The organism is Streptococcus vulneris (assembly GCF_019218685.1).
In the GTDB taxonomy this organism is placed as follows: domain Bacteria; phylum Bacillota; class Bacilli; order Lactobacillales; family Streptococcaceae; genus Streptococcus; species Streptococcus vulneris.
In genome coordinates this window covers 16,801-32,162 of the sequence record NZ_JAHUZC010000002.1, presented here as the reverse complement: position 1 = coordinate 32,162, position 15,362 = coordinate 16,801, and the positions used below count along the sequence as shown (strand labels likewise).

Sequence of the window (15,362 nt, the reverse complement as noted above, 5' to 3'; positions counted from 1 at the left end):
ATAAAAATCGCTTACATTACTCCTTGTTTCTCTCACTATTTTTAGGAAAATATGGTATAATACCAAAGATTGAGGTGAATTATGGAATACAAATTATTTGAAGAATTTATTACCCTCCAAGCACTACTCAAAGAACTTGGAATTACACATAGCGGAGGAGCTATTAAATCATTTCTCTCTGAACATTCTGTTTACTTTAATGGGGAATTAGAAAATCGTCGTGGTAAAAAACTTCGTATTGGTGATAAAGTTGACATCCCTGACATGAATATTGACATATTGTTGACACAACCTACTTCTGAAGAACAGGATGAATACCAAGATGATAAAGTTGAAAAAGAACGAATCGCTAAACTTGTCAAGGAGATGAATAAGGGACTAAAAAAAGACAAATCGAAACCTGCTTCATCACCCAAAAGCAGACAAGCTCCGCGATTCCCTGGTAGATAATCATGTGGCTACAACACCTATCTCTCAAGACTTTTCGTAATTACAAAGAGACGAAAATAGACTTTAATCCTAAATTGAATGTCTTTTTAGGACGCAATGCACAAGGAAAAACAAATATGTTAGAGGCTATCTATTTTTTAGCCTTAACACGCAGTCATCGAACTCGAACAGATAAAAATCTCATTCATTTTGATGAGGAACAGCTTCATCTTTCAGGTCTTGTTCAGAAAAAAACTGGATCCATTCCTCTCGAAATCGAACTAACACAAAAAGGGCGTGTGACAAAAGTTAATCATTTAAAACAGGCACGACTTTCAGATTATGTCGGACACATGAATGTTGTCTTATTTGCTCCTGAAGATTTACAACTAATTAAAGGAGCACCTTCAATTCGACGAAAATTTATTGATATGGAGCTTGGACAAATTAAGCCAATCTATTTATCAGATTTAACCAATTATAACCACATACTTAAACAAAGAAATACCTATCTAAAATCAGCTCAAACAATAGATGAAACCTTCCTTTCAGTACTAGATGATCAGCTAGTCGATTATGGATGTCGTGTGATGAATCACCGCTTAGATTTTATAAAAAAACTAGAATATTTTGGCCGTAAGAAACATTTTGAACTCTCTAATCAGATTGAAGAGTTGTCAATAGCCTATCAATCTTCTGTCAAGATAACTGACAAAGAAAACTTATCCGAATCTTTCAAAATCGCTTTAGAAAAAAGTAGATCCAGAGATTTATTTAAAAAGAATACTGGTGTCGGTCCTCATCGAGATGACATTTCTTTTTATATAAATGGAATGGATGCTAGTTTCGGAAGTCAAGGCCAACATCGTAGTCTCGTCCTCTCAATAAAATTAGCAGAAATCGAGTTAATGGAAAGCATTACTACAGAATCTCCAATATTACTGCTTGACGATGTTATGAGCGAACTTGACAACACTAGACAACTAAAATTATTAGAAACGATTTCTCATTCAATCCAAACCTTTATCACAACAACAAGCATAGATCATCTTCAAAATCTACCAGAAAATCTAAGTATTTTCACTATTCAAGATGGTAAAGTTATTGTAAATAAAACTTGACAACATTGTAAAAGAACTCCTGTTTTCGCAGGAGTTCTTTTCATTTCTTTTACATAGAATAATTTGGTGCCTCATTAGTAATTTGTACATCGTGAGGGTGGCTTTCTTTCAAACCAGCACCAGACATTTCAATAAATTGAGCATTGTCGTGTAGTTCTTTAAGGTTAGCTGCACCACAGTAACCCATACCAGAGCGAATACCTCCAATCATTTGGAAGACAATATCAGCTGCCGCACCTTTATAAGCAACACGACCTTCAATTCCTTCTGGAACAAGTTTGTTTGCTTCATTGACAGAACCTTGGAAGTAACGATCGCTTGAACCTTTCTTCATAGCAGCAATTGATCCCATACCACGGTAAGTCTTAAACTTACGTCCTTGGAAGATTTCAGTTTCGCCTGGAGCTTCATCAGTTCCAGCAAACATTGATCCAAGCATAACTGCATTTCCACCTGCAGCAAGGGCTTTTACAATATCTCCAGAATACTTGATTCCACCGTCAGCAATGATCGTTTTACCATATTCACGCGCAACAGCTGCAGCATCATAGATAGCTGTTACTTGTGGAACACCAACACCTGCAATCACACGAGTAGTACAGATAGAACCTGGCCCAATACCAACCTTGACAACGTCTACACCTGCTTCATAAAGGGCACGTGCACCTTCAGCAGTAGCAATATTTCCAGCAATCAATGTACGGTCTGGGAAATGAGCACGAATCTCAGCAATTTTACGCAAGACACCTGCAGAATGACCATGCGCAGTATCAATAACAATCGCATCCGCTCCTGCCTCAAAAAGAGCCTCTGCACGTTCAAATGTATCTGAAGTAACCCCTACTGCACCTGCAACTAGAAGACGACCAAACTCATCTTTAGCAGCATTTGGAAACTCAATAACTTTTTCAATATCTTTGATAGTAATCAAACCAGAAAGACGACCTTCTTCATCTACCAAAGGAAGCTTTTCAATACGGTGTTCTTGAAGAATACTCTCAGCTGTTGCAAGATCTGTACCCACAGGAGCAGTAACAATATTTTCACTAGTCATATGGTTTGAGATTGGTTGGTTATAGTCTGAAATAAAACGAAGATCTCGGTTTGTCAAAATACCAACCAATTTGCGATTTTCAAGTGTTTCAACAACTGGAACACCACTGATGCGGTAACGACCCATAAGCTCATCTGCTTCAGCAATTGTATGTTCAGGCGTCAAGAAGAACGGATCAATAATAACTCCATTTTCAGAACGTTTTACCTTACGAACCTCTTCTGCTTGTTGAGCAATTGACATGTTTTTATGGATAACTCCGAGACCACCTGCACGAGCAATAGCAATGGCCATTTGACTCTCTGTAACTGTGTCCATGGCAGCGGTAATAATTGGGATATTTAAAGTCAAATTATCTGCCAATTTAGTTGTTAAATCTGCATCGTTAGGCAACACATGACTTTCAGCTGGAATAAGCAATACATCATCAAAGGTAAAACCTTTTTTCAAAAATTTAGTGTCCCAATTAGACATTCGAAGTTTCCTCTTTTCTTTATTTTTGAGCTTGACTCTTTTTATATTGTATCTATCATACCATTCTATAAAAATTTGTCAAATGTTACAGGGGTAAATAAAAAACTATCTTTTCTTCGAGATAGAAATGATAGTTTCTTGTAAAATAAACTTAGTTAAAGTAATGAAGTCCCATTGCTCCTTTAACCTCAGATAGGGTTTGACCTGCAACTTCACGCGCTCTTTCACTACCTTTTTGAAGCATATTATAAACTTCTCCCATATCCTTAGCAAATTCAATACGGCGCTCACGAATAGGACCAAGTTCACGTTCTAATATTTCAAGTAGATAACTCTTGGTCTTCACATCACCAAGACCACCTCGTTGATAATGTTCTTTCATGTCAGCAATTTCTTGAGCATCTTCTGGACGACCAAAAACATCTAGATAATGGAAAACCATATTTCCTTCAATTTTACCTGGATCCTCAACGCGGATATGATCTGGATCTGTATACATACTCATCACTTTTTTACGCAAAGTATCCGCATCATCAGCTAAATAAATACCATTATTGAGTGATTTAGACATTTTAGCATTTCCATCTAAACCAGGCAAACGCCCTGCTCTCTCATTTTCTGGATAAATACCTTCCGGCTCTACCAAGACATCACAGTTATATGCGTTGTTAAAAGAGCGAACAATTTCACGAGTTTGCTCAATCATTGGTTTCTGATCTGTCCCAACAGGAACATAATTAGCCTTGAAAGCTGTGATGTCAGCTGCTTGAGCAATTGGATAGACTAAGAATCCTGTCGGAATACTCTCTCCAAAGCCTTTCTGAGCAATTTCTGTCTTGACTGTTGGATTGCGCTCCAAACGTGCTAATGAAACCAGATTCATATAATACATAGACAACTCAGCCAACTCTGGAATCTGGCTTTGAATAAAAATAGTTGACTTACTTGGATCCAATCCAACTGCAAGGTAATCCAAAGCCACATTTCCAATAGACTCTACAATAGTTTGAGGATCTTTGGCATGATCTGTCAAGGCTTGTTGGTCAGCCAAGAACACAAACATATCATACTTATCCTCTTCCTGTAATAATACTCGATTTTTGAGACTTCCAACATAATGTCCAATATGCAATTTTCCTGTTGGACGGTCTCCTGTTAAAATAGTGGGTTTAGTCATTTTGTTCTCCTTCGATATGGTCCCTTCAATTATAGCATTTTTTTAATGAAATAACCGCAATTTATCAAAATAAATCAACCTTGCTATTCACGGTTCTGTGTAAAGTATGCTGTAAATATAATTTACATAAAATTGACAGATAAAAATTTGAATATTTCCGTATTTTCTAGTAGAATAAATATATTACACATATAGGAGAAAAACATTGCTTACAGTATCTGATGTTTCACTACGTTTTAGTGATCGCAAACTTTTTGATGATGTCAATATCAAATTTACAGAAGGAAATACTTACGGATTAATTGGTGCTAATGGTGCCGGAAAATCTACCTTTTTAAAAATTTTAGCCGGAGATATCGAACCTACTACTGGTCACATCTCTCTTGGTCCAGATGAACGTCTCTCTGTTCTTCGTCAAAATCACTTTGACTATGAAGACGAACGTGCCATTGATGTCGTTATTATGGGAAATGAAAAACTTTATAGTATCATGAAGGAGAAAGATGCTATCTACATGAAAGAAGATTTCTCAGATGAGGATGGAGTGCGTGCTGCCGAACTCGAAGGAGAGTTTGCTGAGCTTGGGGGCTGGGAAGCAGAAAGTGAAGCCTCTCAACTACTTCAAAACCTAAACATTCCAGAAGAATTGCACTATCAAAACATGAGCGAATTGGCCAACGGTGAAAAAGTAAAAGTTCTCCTAGCCAAAGCACTTTTCGGTAAACCTGATGTTCTTCTGTTGGATGAGCCTACCAATGGTTTAGATATCCAATCAATTACATGGCTAGAAGACTTCTTGATTGATTTTGATAACACCGTTATTGTTGTATCCCATGACCGTCACTTCTTAAACAAAGTATGTACTCACATGGCCGACCTTGACTTCGGAAAAATCAAACTCTATGTCGGAAACTACGACTTCTGGAAGGAATCTTCTGAGCTTGCTGCTAAATTGCTAGCAGACCGTAATGCTAAAGCAGAAGAAAAAATTAAGCAATTGCAAGAGTTCGTTGCTCGTTTCTCTGCTAATGCTTCTAAATCAAGACAAGCAACATCACGTAAGAAAATGCTTGATAAGATTGAACTTGAAGAAATTGTACCATCTAGTCGTAAATATCCATTTATCAACTTTAAAGCGGAACGTGAGATTGGTAATGATCTCTTGACAGTAGAAAATCTAACTGTAAAGATTGATGGTGAGACTATTTTAGATAATATCAGCTTTATCTTACGTCCAGGTGATAAGACAGCGCTTATTGGGCAAAATGACATCCAAACGACTGCATTAATTCGTGCAATCATGGGAGACATTGACTATGAAGGAACTGTCAAGTGGGGAGTTACTACTAGCCGTTCTTACTTGCCAAAAGATAACTCGGCAGATTTTGCAGGAGGAGAGTCAATCCTTGACTGGTTGCGTCAATTCGCAAGTAAAGAAGAAGATGACAATACTTTCCTACGTGGCTTCCTCGGCCGTATGCTCTTCTCTGGAGATGAGGTTAACAAACCTGTAAACGTCTTGTCAGGGGGAGAAAAAGTCCGTGTCATGCTTTCAAAACTCATGCTCTTAAAATCAAATGTCCTTGTACTTGATGATCCAACCAATCACTTGGACTTGGAATCTATCTCAAGCTTGAATGATGGATTGAAAAACTTTAAAGAATCAATCATCTTTGCCAGCCATGACCACGAGTTTATTCAAACTCTAGCCAACCATATCATTGTCTTGTCTAAAAATGGCGTTATTGACCGTATCGATGAAACCTATGATGAATTCCTAGAGAATGCAGAAGTACAAGCAAAAGTTAAAGAACTTTGGAAAGACTAAATAAAACTTCAAAACTCAGTTGGGTTAACCAGCTGAGTTTTCTAACATTTTATGAGGTAACATGAAATTATTTTTTAAAACATATTGGACCTATTTTGTTTCTTCCATCATTCCCATAATTATTATGATAGGAGTATATCTATCTCAAGGTATCTACTGGAATAGCGATACATCTCCACTATTAGGAGATGGGTTTCATCAATACGTTATTTTTGATATAGCTCTAAGAAATATCCTACACGGAAATGGTAGTTTGTTCTACACCTTTACAAGTGGCCTCGGATTGAATTTCTATGCCCTATCTAGTTATTACTTGGGTAGTTTCCTTTCACCACTAGTTTACTTTTTTGATCTAACTAATATGCCAGATGCTGTCTATCTGACAACTCTCTTAAAATTTGGATTGATTGGACTGTCAACTTACTTTAGTTTAAATAAATTATTTCAATCGATTCCTAATCCTTTAAAACTAGCTTTATCTACTTCCTATGCTCTGATGAGTTTCACTGTCAGTCAATTAGAGATAAAAACCTGGCTAGATGTTTTTATCTTGATTCCTTTAATTATAACTGGTTTACAGATACTCATCACTGAAAAGAAATTCCTATTGTACTTTACAAGTCTGTCAATCTTATTTATCCAAAACTATTATTTTGGCTATATGACAGCATTGTTTCTTATTTTCTGGTATCTCTGTCAAATTTCTTGGGACTTTAAAACCCGAAAATCATCTTTTCTTGATTTCATAATCACCTCCGTTTTAGCTGGTATGGCTAGTTTGATTCTGACTCTTCCTACTCTGTTTGATTTACAGACACATGGGGAAAAATTGACTGAAGTTACAAAGTTTCAAACTGAAAGTAGCTGGTATCTTGATCTTTTTGCTAAGCAATTCATTGGTTCCTTTGATACAACCAAGTATGGGGCTATTCCAATGATTTTTGTAGGACTACTTCCCTTTATTTTGACTATTTTATTTTTTACACTGAAAACTATTAAGTTTCACGTGAAACTTATCTATGCAATCTTCTTTACATTTCTAATTGCAAGCTTTTATATTGAAGCTCTTGATTTATTTTGGCAAGGCATGCATACTCCAAACATGTTTTTACATCGCTATGCTTGGATTTTCTCTACCTTGTTAATTTACACAGCAGCGGAAGTCTTAAATCGTCTAAAAGAAATTAAAATCTGGAATTTTTTAGTTTCGCTTTTTCTTATAGTAACAGGATTTTTAGCCACCATCTATCTAAAATCGCATTATTCTTTTTTAACAGATTTGAATATTCTGCTTACTCTTGAATTTTTGATTGTCTATTCGCTTTTACTCCTTGCAGTTATCAAAAAGTTTATCTTTGTAAATCTATTTGCCATTCTAATCTCTTTATTTATAATGGTTGAAATGAGTTTAAATGCTTCATCTCAAATGGACGGAATTGCTAAAGAATGGGGTTTTGCTTCTCGAAGTTCATATAATCGAGATATCCCAGCTATGGAATCTTTCTCAACAGATATTGGAAATCAATTTACTCGTACTGAAAAACTACAAACTCAGACAGGAAATGACAGTATGAAATTCAACTACAATGGAATCTCTCAATTTTCATCTGTTCGAAATCGTTCAGCAAGCTCTACTTTGGATAAACTTGGGTTTAAATCCTCTGGGACTAATCTCAATCTCCGCTATGCAAATAATAGTATTTTGGCTGATAGTTTATTTGGTATCCAGTACAATATCTCAGACAACCCTATTGATAAGTATGGTTTTAAAGATATCTATCAAAAAGATAATCTTGCCCTATATGAAAATCAATTCTCTCTTCCGATTGCATTTGCTAGTCAATTTGTTTACAATGATGTCAAGTTCAATGAACATACTTTAGATAATCAAGCCTCGTTTTTAAATCAACTTGCTAACGTCGATTTTGATTATTTTTCTCCAATCCTTTATGAAAAAACCGAAAATACTGATGATTTGATTAGTGTTACAAGTTCTTCAAATGAGGATGCAGCAATCCAGTATCAAATTGAAGTGCCAGAAAACAGCCAAGTTTATCTTTCTTTCACAAACCTTCACTTTTCTAATGATAAACAAAAGAAGGTTGACATCCTTGTAAATAGTGAAAAAAAGACTTTTACAACTGATAATGCCTTCTCCTTCTTTAATCTAGGATATACAAAAGAGAAAAAAACTTTCAATATCAATGTTAGTTTCCCTGGAAATTCACAAGTATCATTTGAATCTCCTACCTTCTATCGTTTAGATACCCAAACTTTAACTGAGGCTATTCAAAAAATCAAAGAACAACCTGTAACAGTATCAACTTCTAAAAACAAGGTTTTTGCTACATATGATGTCCAACAAGATACATCTATTTTCTTCACCATTCCTTATGACAAAGGTTGGTCTGCCTACCAAGATGGTAAGAAAATAGAAATTAAACAAGCTCAAACTGGATTTATGAAAGTTGACGTTCCCAAGGGGAAAGGAACTATTACACTTTCCTTCATTCCCAATGGTTTTATTACTGGAGCAATCTGTTCCTTTACTTCTCTCTTACTATTTGGAATCTATAATCACAGACAAAAGTCATCTAAGGCATAAAAAATCGACCAGTTGGTCGATTTTTTTAATCTTCTTCCATTTTCTTAGGCTGATAGGCTAGCATACCTAAACCAATAAATAGTACTAGTATCACAGAAAGGAAAATGACTTGATGATGAATATTTCCTGTCATAGAGATTGTTTCTCGTAATCCAGAAACTGAATAACTCATTGGTAACCAAGGATTAATGGCTCTAAAGAAATCATTTGTCAAAGCAAGTGGGTAAGTACCTGCACTTGATGCTAACTGTAATAAAAGCAAAATAAGAGAAAAGAAAGCTCCTATACGGCTATTCCATGTTGTTAAAGCGGTCACCATGGACATGAATACTAAACTTGTTAGGATAATGAGAATAAATGTTCTCATCTCATGATTTGCAGTTAAACCAATAAGATGAACTCCTCCATATACCAAAATTCCTGCCAAAACAGCTATAATACCATTTATTTCTGCTCGAGATTTCAACCAAGCCCAACGACTCTCCGGATGACGTCCTGAAGGCAACTTCGCAAAGATCATATTCGTTGATATTGCTGCAACAAAAAGAGCAACTGATATCATATAAGGAGCCATTGCAATTCCATTTACAGGAACTTGGTCATTGTCAGTTTTGGAGAGACTGAGAGGATTTGACAAAATCTCTGCATTTTTAGATTCTGTTGATGCTAACTTGAGTTGATCACTAGCATTACCTAATCCTTGTCCCAAAGAAGCAACTCCTGACTGTAAATCTTCCAATCCAAAAGTTAACTTTGTTCCACCTTCTGCAAGTTTCCCAGATCCATCTGCCAATTTATTAGCTCCATTCTCTAATTGAGAAGCACCTGAAATTAACTGACTGGATTTGTCAGCTAGTTGGCTAGATCCTGACTTCAATTTATCAACTCCTGCTATCAATTCTTGACTCTTTTGATTCAATTGACTGGAGCCAGTTGATAATTTTTCAATACCAGACACTAAGTCTGGAGTTTTTTCAACTAATTGACCAACTCCTGCTGTCAATTTAGAAGATTTTTGTGTCAAGTTAGTTGAGCCTGAAACTAGTTGATCCAAACTACCTGTCAAGGTGGAATTCTTTTCACTTAGTTGACTTGCCCCCTGAGAAACTTTATCAACACCTGCAGTATATGCGTTTACACCTGATGCAATCGACTGACTGGCAGGAACTAATTTACTCGTCACTGCTCCCTGTATTTCTGTTAATCCACTTGACAATCCTGTCAAAGAAGTAGAAGCAAGCGGTAATATTTGATTAGCTTGATTTTTTAATGTCGAAAGATTTGAAGATTGATTTTGTAAGTTTTCTAAACTTCCCTGTAAACCTTGTACTAAAGCTATAATTGACTGAGCCGATTGAATACTATCGGTCGAATTTTGAGATACAGAAGCGCTTATCTCAGCTTGTTGCTCACTTGTCAATGATTGATAAGCTGCTGTCGATTGAATATTAGCTAATGTAGTCACTTTATCAGACTGAGCACTTGCTAACATTTGATTAGAAAGAGATACTATACTTGATAAAACAGAATCTAATTGTTTTGTATCTCCAACATCAATATTTTGAATAGCTTGATTTAACTGATTCAAATCAGAAGATAATTGATTAATTTGATCTTTTTGCTCAGATGAAGCATCTAACTTGCTAGAAAGTTGTTGAATCCCTTCACTTAATTGCTCCACCCCCATTCGAAGTGTAGCTGATTGATTAGATAACTGATTAGCACCTGTTGCAAGACTTCCCACTCCATTGGTGTAGGCACTAACACCAGATGAAAATTGATTAAGACCAGCATTGAGCTGAGAAACACCGCCAGTATAAGATTCTACACCAGTATATAATTGATTAATTCCCCTCACTAATTCAGGACTTTTAGAAGATAATTGACCTAACCCACTATCTAATTGACTCACTGCACCAGTATATGTAACTAAACCACTATTAAAATTCCCTAAGCCAAGATGAAGTTGTTCAACACCAGAGACATAAGAGGATAATCCTTTAGTAAACTGCTCCGTTCCATTTGAAAATGTTAAACTTGAATCTGCTAAAGAGTGTAGGTTAGTAGTTAATGTTTGACTTCCTGCCACTAACTGATTCGCTCCATCAGTTAGTTTTTCACTACCAGACGCTACTTGACTTATCCCATTCTTTAAATCGACCATTTTGTTAAATAAAGCTTTAGTATAAGTCTCGGTTACATTGGTAGAAACATTCTGCTTTAATTGTGTCATTGCAGAATCACTCATCTTGCTGGCAATAAAGCTATGACCACTTGAAGTCTGATAATCGATTTGCATTTGCTCTGGATGATTCGTTAAAATAGAAACTGCTTTTTCAGATAAATCACTTGGTAAAGTCACTACCATATAGTAATCGCCATCTTCCAATCCCTTCTTTCCTTCATCTTCATCTACAAAATGAAAATCCAAGATTTTATTTTCTTTTAAATTGAACACCATGTCTTTTCCTATAGACATGCTATTACCATTATAGGAAGCATCTTTATCATTATTGACAACTGCCACAGGTAAGTCAGACAATTGACCATATGGATCCCACATTGATGACAAAAATATGACATTGTACAGAGCGGGAATAAGAGAAATCCCTATCATGACAATAATAAAGTTTGGTTTTTTAAAAATTGCTTTCCATTCTTTAAACATAGTTTCTCCTTTTTTAAACACATTGTCTAAAATTTTGATATAATAGATTATACAATAAAAAATATAAATTACAAGATAAAAAAATCAATTTTTAGACACATAGTCTAATTTGTTTATAAGGAGGAAATATGCAAGAAAGTAACAAACGCTTAAAAACAAAGCGAACTATTGAAAATGCTATGGTACAACTACTGATAGAACAGCCATTTGATCAAATTTCTACTGTCAAGTTAGCAAAAAAAGCCGGAATTAGTCGTTCCAGCTTCTATACTCACTATAAGGATAAGTATGATATGATTGAGCACTATCAAAGCAAGCTATTTCATACATTTGAATATATTTTTCAAAAACATGCTCATCACAAAAAAGATGCTATTTTAGAAGTCTTTGAATATCTAGAGTCAGAACCACTTCTGGCTGCCCTTCTTTCTGAAAATGGGACTAAAGAAATCCAAAATTTCTTACGAAATAAACTTCATATCATGCTCAGCACAGATTTACAAAAACGCTTTATGCAACTGAATCTCAATACCACTGAATTAGCATATAGTAGCATCTATCTAACTCACGCACTTTTTGGTGTTTGCCAAACTTGGATTGCACATGGAAAAAAAGAAAGTCCTCAAGAAATAACAGACTTCCTTATGAAGATGCTTGGTGATATAAATTGATACAAAAAAGGGAACAACACTATGTTCCCTTCTATCTATACTCCGCCAGTAGGACTCGAACCTACGACATCATGATTAACAGTCATGCGCTACTACCAACTGAGCTATGGCGGATAAAATAGTCCGTACGGGATTCGAACCCGTGTTACCGCCGTGAAAAGGCGGTGTCTTAACCCCTTGACCAACGGACCTTCTATCTGTAGCAGATATAACCATTATATCAATTTCTTGCTAATTGTCAATTACTTTTGAGATTTTTTCTCTAGAATATCTTTTAATTTTCTAATTTTTAATCTTGAAATAGGACAACGATGGTCTTCATAGAAAACAATTTCTAAGTTTTTTCGATCAATTTCTCTGATATTGCCTATATTTACCAAAAATGACTTGTGAGGAGAATAAAATCTCTGAGTATGTTTGTCCTTTTCCTGAATATCTGTCATGGTACCGTAAAACTCTTTGGCAAAATTCTTACCAATAATGCGCAATTTATGAGAAACTCCTGTCGTTTCAATATACAGAATGTCATGGTAAGGAATTTTTAAATCATTTCCCTTGTAATTGTAGTCAAAATAATCTACCACATCTTCATTTTCAAGTAACATACTCTTCGTGTAGAAGATATTCTGCTCAATTCTCTTTTTAAATAACTCATCATTGATATCCTTATCAACAAAATCTAGGGCTGATACCTGGTATTTATAGGTTAGAGTCGCAAACTCTGATCGACTGGTGATAAAGACGATAATAGCATAAGGATTGTGATGACGAATAAACTGGGCAACTTCAAACCCTTTTTTCTCAATCCCATGAATATCAATATCTAGAAAATAAAGCTGGTTTACTTCATCATTTTCGATATATTCCTTAAACTCACGAACTTTTCCCGTTGTCTTGTATGATATTGGAATATTCGATTCTTTCGAAATTTCATCCAATATTCTCTCTAGTCTCACTTGATGTTCAATAACATCTTCTAAAATTAAAACTTTCATTCAAATTCCCTCTTAAATCTAATGATTTGTCTAAATGTACTGCCTTCCATCTCTGTTTCTAAAATAATATTATTGTACTTATCTAATAGTTCTTTCACATTATTTAATCCTACTCCGCGATTTCTTCCCTTAGTGGAGAATCCTAAAGCAAATAGATCTCCTGAAGGAGTCATCGTCATTTTACATGAATTCTGAATCACAATAACTGTTTCAGTTTCCATCTTAATAACTGCTACTTCCATCTGCTTTTTATAACTATCAGCCGATCCTTCGACAGCATTGTTCAATAAAACGCTCATGATACGAACCAAATCCAATAGTTCAATTGGGAGCTTAGTAATCGTATCTTTTACTTCCAGTGTAAACTCTACACCATTATTTCGAGCATAAACAATTGACTGAGCAACCAAACTTCGTAAAGCTGAATCTTCTATGTTGTTCAAATCAAAGTAAGTATACTTATCTGAACGCAGTTTGTGATTAGCTTTAACCAAAACTTCATTGTAAACTCTGTCAATTTCCTGTAAATCACCACTGTCAATTGCCATCTGCATGCTGACAAGCATCCCAGCATAGTCATGTCTAAACCCACGTATTTCATTATACAAAGCAACAATTTCATCTGTGTAGTTTTGTAAATGTTTCTGTTCAAATTTCTTCTGCTTCAAAGCAATCTCTTTCTCCATTTGTTCTTTATGAGAATTCATTGCAAAGAAAGTCAAAAGTAAAGAGATAAAGACAATAGATGATAAAATACTTCCAAAACTATTCAAATGTTTAATCGTACTTACCATATCTGAAATGAAAGATACAATATGTAGAAGTAGTAAAGCAAAAAAGACTTTTTTCAAGAAAGGATAGAGATAATCTTTGTCAAAATAGTTTAGTTCCAAATGGAAATAACGAATGATTGTTACGATAACGAGATAAGTCAACACCGTTACAACTAAAAAGAATAGGCCATAATATTGTAAAACAAAATTGTCTCCTGTTAGAGAGGAGAAAGTTACAGACAGAAAGGTATGAGTGCTCTCATATAAAAGAGATATTAGTAAACTTAGGAATAGTCCTCTATCCCTCTTATACTGTTTAATACATTTAAAATAGAAATATAGCATCAAAGGAAATAAAAATGTTCCAATCCCTAACCCCTCTAAGTATAGAAGATAAAAAGGAAGGTCAAGTACTGTTCCTACTAGTAATGTATAACCACCAAAAAAGCATAATTCCTTTGTTTTTATTTGCCTTTTACAAATTAAACGGTAACTTTGACTAATAATAAAAACATATAATATCAAATCTACTAATAAGAAAAAATCCATTATTCTACTCCCTTATCTTCTTTTGAAGAGATTAAGTAAACTATTAATTGTTTTTCTAGTTTCCCCACCTCGAATCTCCTGCAAGTCTTTTTCCTTCAAGGCTACAAACTGTTCCAATTTAACTGTGTTTTTCATAATAAAATCTCCTAAAGTGTTTTTTCCTGTAAGCTAACTTACAAAAACTATTATACAAAATGGAATTTCATTGTAGATAAAATTCTCTCAACTGTCATTTTTTTCTCCCCAAGTGTACTTTTTTAAGAAAAAAGCCGGGAAAATTCCCAGCTTTGCTACTATATTGATCCCAGCAGGATTCGAACCTGCGACCGTTCGCTTAGAAGGCGAATGCTCTATCCAGCTGAGCTATGAGACCTAATACAGCTATTCTACCAAAAATCCAATTGAAAGTCAATTTTCTATTTATGATAGGGTGATCCCTGCTGAATCGTAAAAGCCCGATAGATTTGTTCAACAAGGACTAGTCTCATTAACTGATGAGGCAAGGTTAAGCGACCAAAACTAACAGAAAGATTGGCTCTTTTTTTTACATCCTGTGCTAACCCCAGACTCCCTCCAATAATAAAGGTAAGAGTAGAAAATCCTTTTATAGAAGCTTCTTCTAGCTGCTTACTAAATTCTTCTGAGGAGAAAGTTCTCCCTTCGATAGCCAACGCAATAACAAAATCACGGTCACCAACTTTTGATAAAATTCTCTGACCTTCTATTTCTAAAATCTTTTGATTTTCTGACTCACTGGCCCTATCTGGTGTTTTTTCATCTGCTAGCTCAATCATTTCAAGCTTAGCAAATCGAGAAATTCGTTTTGAATACTCTGCGATACCATCTTTTAAATACTTTTCTTTCAGTTTCCCAACTGTTACAACTTTAATTTTCATGACTCTATTCTAACATATTCTCTATTTTTTCACATCTTATTCACAAAATAAAAGGTTAATTTTAGCCGAGAAAACCACAGATTTTTGAAAGTTATCCACAATCTGTGAAAAACTTTTATTTT

12 protein-coding genes and 3 tRNA genes are annotated in these 15,362 nt (G+C 35.0%); 5 read left to right on the top strand and 10 right to left on the bottom strand.

Annotation, left to right across the window (positions count from 1 at the left end; all coding sequences use genetic code 11):
• Positions 1-81 precede the first annotated feature (81 nt).
• Together yaaA and recF are read left to right on the top strand one after the other, a co-directional pair.
• Positions 82-450 carry a S4 domain-containing protein YaaA gene (yaaA, locus tag KUA57_RS02180; protein ID WP_061864821.1) on the top strand — a complete coding sequence of 123 codons (369 nt, stop codon included), beginning with the start codon at positions 82-84 and terminating at the stop codon, positions 448-450.
• Positions 451-452: 2 nt separating this feature from the next.
• Positions 453-1,550, top strand: a complete 1,098-nt coding sequence (gene recF, locus KUA57_RS02175) for a DNA replication/repair protein RecF (protein ID WP_064276835.1) — start codon at positions 453-455, stop codon at positions 1,548-1,550.
• A gap of 49 nt (positions 1,551-1,599) precedes the next feature.
• Here recF and guaB read toward each other — a convergent pair whose 3' ends face one another.
• A complete protein-coding gene (gene guaB / locus KUA57_RS02170; protein ID WP_218493578.1) occupies positions 1,600-3,078 on the bottom strand; it encodes an IMP dehydrogenase in 1,479 nt (492 codons plus the stop codon).
• Positions 3,079-3,229: 151 nt separating this feature from the next.
• On the bottom strand, positions 3,230-4,255 hold the full coding sequence (trpS, locus tag KUA57_RS02165; protein ID WP_218493577.1) for a tryptophan--tRNA ligase: 1,026 nt from the start codon (positions 4,253-4,255) through the stop codon (positions 3,230-3,232).
• Between the two features lie 205 nt (positions 4,256-4,460).
• On the opposite strand from trpS, the gene KUA57_RS02160 reads away from it, so the two are divergent.
• Complete coding sequence (locus KUA57_RS02160) at positions 4,461-6,083, top strand: ATP-binding cassette domain-containing protein (RefSeq protein WP_000958774.1); 1,623 nt, start codon at positions 4,461-4,463, stop codon at positions 6,081-6,083.
• Positions 6,084-6,144: 61 nt separating this feature from the next.
• Positions 6,145-8,688, top strand: a complete 2,544-nt coding sequence (locus tag KUA57_RS02155) for a YfhO family protein (protein ID WP_045605305.1) — start codon at positions 6,145-6,147, stop codon at positions 8,686-8,688.
• A 25-nt stretch (positions 8,689-8,713) separates the two neighbouring features.
• Here the strand turns inward: KUA57_RS02155 and KUA57_RS02150 are convergent, their stop codons facing one another.
• Positions 8,714-11,356: a YhgE/Pip domain-containing protein gene (locus KUA57_RS02150; RefSeq protein ID WP_218493576.1), complete on the bottom strand. Its 2,643-nt coding sequence runs from the start codon at positions 11,354-11,356 to the stop codon at positions 8,714-8,716.
• A gap of 128 nt (positions 11,357-11,484) precedes the next feature.
• On the opposite strand from KUA57_RS02150, the gene KUA57_RS02145 reads away from it, so the two are divergent.
• Positions 11,485-12,027: a TetR/AcrR family transcriptional regulator gene (locus KUA57_RS02145; protein WP_049487635.1), complete on the top strand. Its 543-nt coding sequence runs from the start codon at positions 11,485-11,487 to the stop codon at positions 12,025-12,027.
• Between the two features lie 40 nt (positions 12,028-12,067).
• On the opposite strand, the gene KUA57_RS02140 is transcribed toward KUA57_RS02145, so the two are convergent.
• The 7 genes from KUA57_RS02140 to rlmH all read right to left on the bottom strand — a co-directional run bounded on the left by KUA57_RS02140 (position 12,068) and on the right by rlmH (position 15,240).
• A tRNA-Asn gene (locus KUA57_RS02140) sits at positions 12,068-12,141 on the bottom strand.
• Between the two features lie 5 nt (positions 12,142-12,146).
• Positions 12,147-12,218, bottom strand: a tRNA-Glu gene (locus KUA57_RS02135).
• A gap of 51 nt (positions 12,219-12,269) precedes the next feature.
• On the bottom strand, positions 12,270-13,022 hold the full coding sequence (gene comE / locus KUA57_RS02130) for a competence system response regulator transcription factor ComE (protein WP_000866073.1): 753 nt from the start codon (positions 13,020-13,022) through the stop codon (positions 12,270-12,272).
• Complete coding sequence (gene comD, locus KUA57_RS02125; protein WP_061589686.1) at positions 13,019-14,344, bottom strand: competence system sensor histidine kinase ComD; 1,326 nt, start codon at positions 14,342-14,344, stop codon at positions 13,019-13,021. The genes comE and comD overlap by 4 nt, the downstream gene beginning before the upstream one ends.
• Before the next feature lie 12 nt (positions 14,345-14,356).
• Complete coding sequence (gene comC, locus KUA57_RS02120; protein WP_020902306.1) at positions 14,357-14,479, bottom strand: competence-stimulating peptide ComC; 123 nt, start codon at positions 14,477-14,479, stop codon at positions 14,357-14,359.
• A gap of 164 nt (positions 14,480-14,643) precedes the next feature.
• A tRNA-Arg gene (locus KUA57_RS02115) sits at positions 14,644-14,717 on the bottom strand.
• A 43-nt stretch (positions 14,718-14,760) separates the two neighbouring features.
• Positions 14,761-15,240 carry a 23S rRNA (pseudouridine(1915)-N(3))-methyltransferase RlmH gene (rlmH, locus tag KUA57_RS02110; RefSeq protein WP_004269820.1) on the bottom strand — a complete coding sequence of 160 codons (480 nt, stop codon included), beginning with the start codon at positions 15,238-15,240 and terminating at the stop codon, positions 14,761-14,763.
• Between the last annotated feature and the right edge of the window lie 122 nt (positions 15,241-15,362).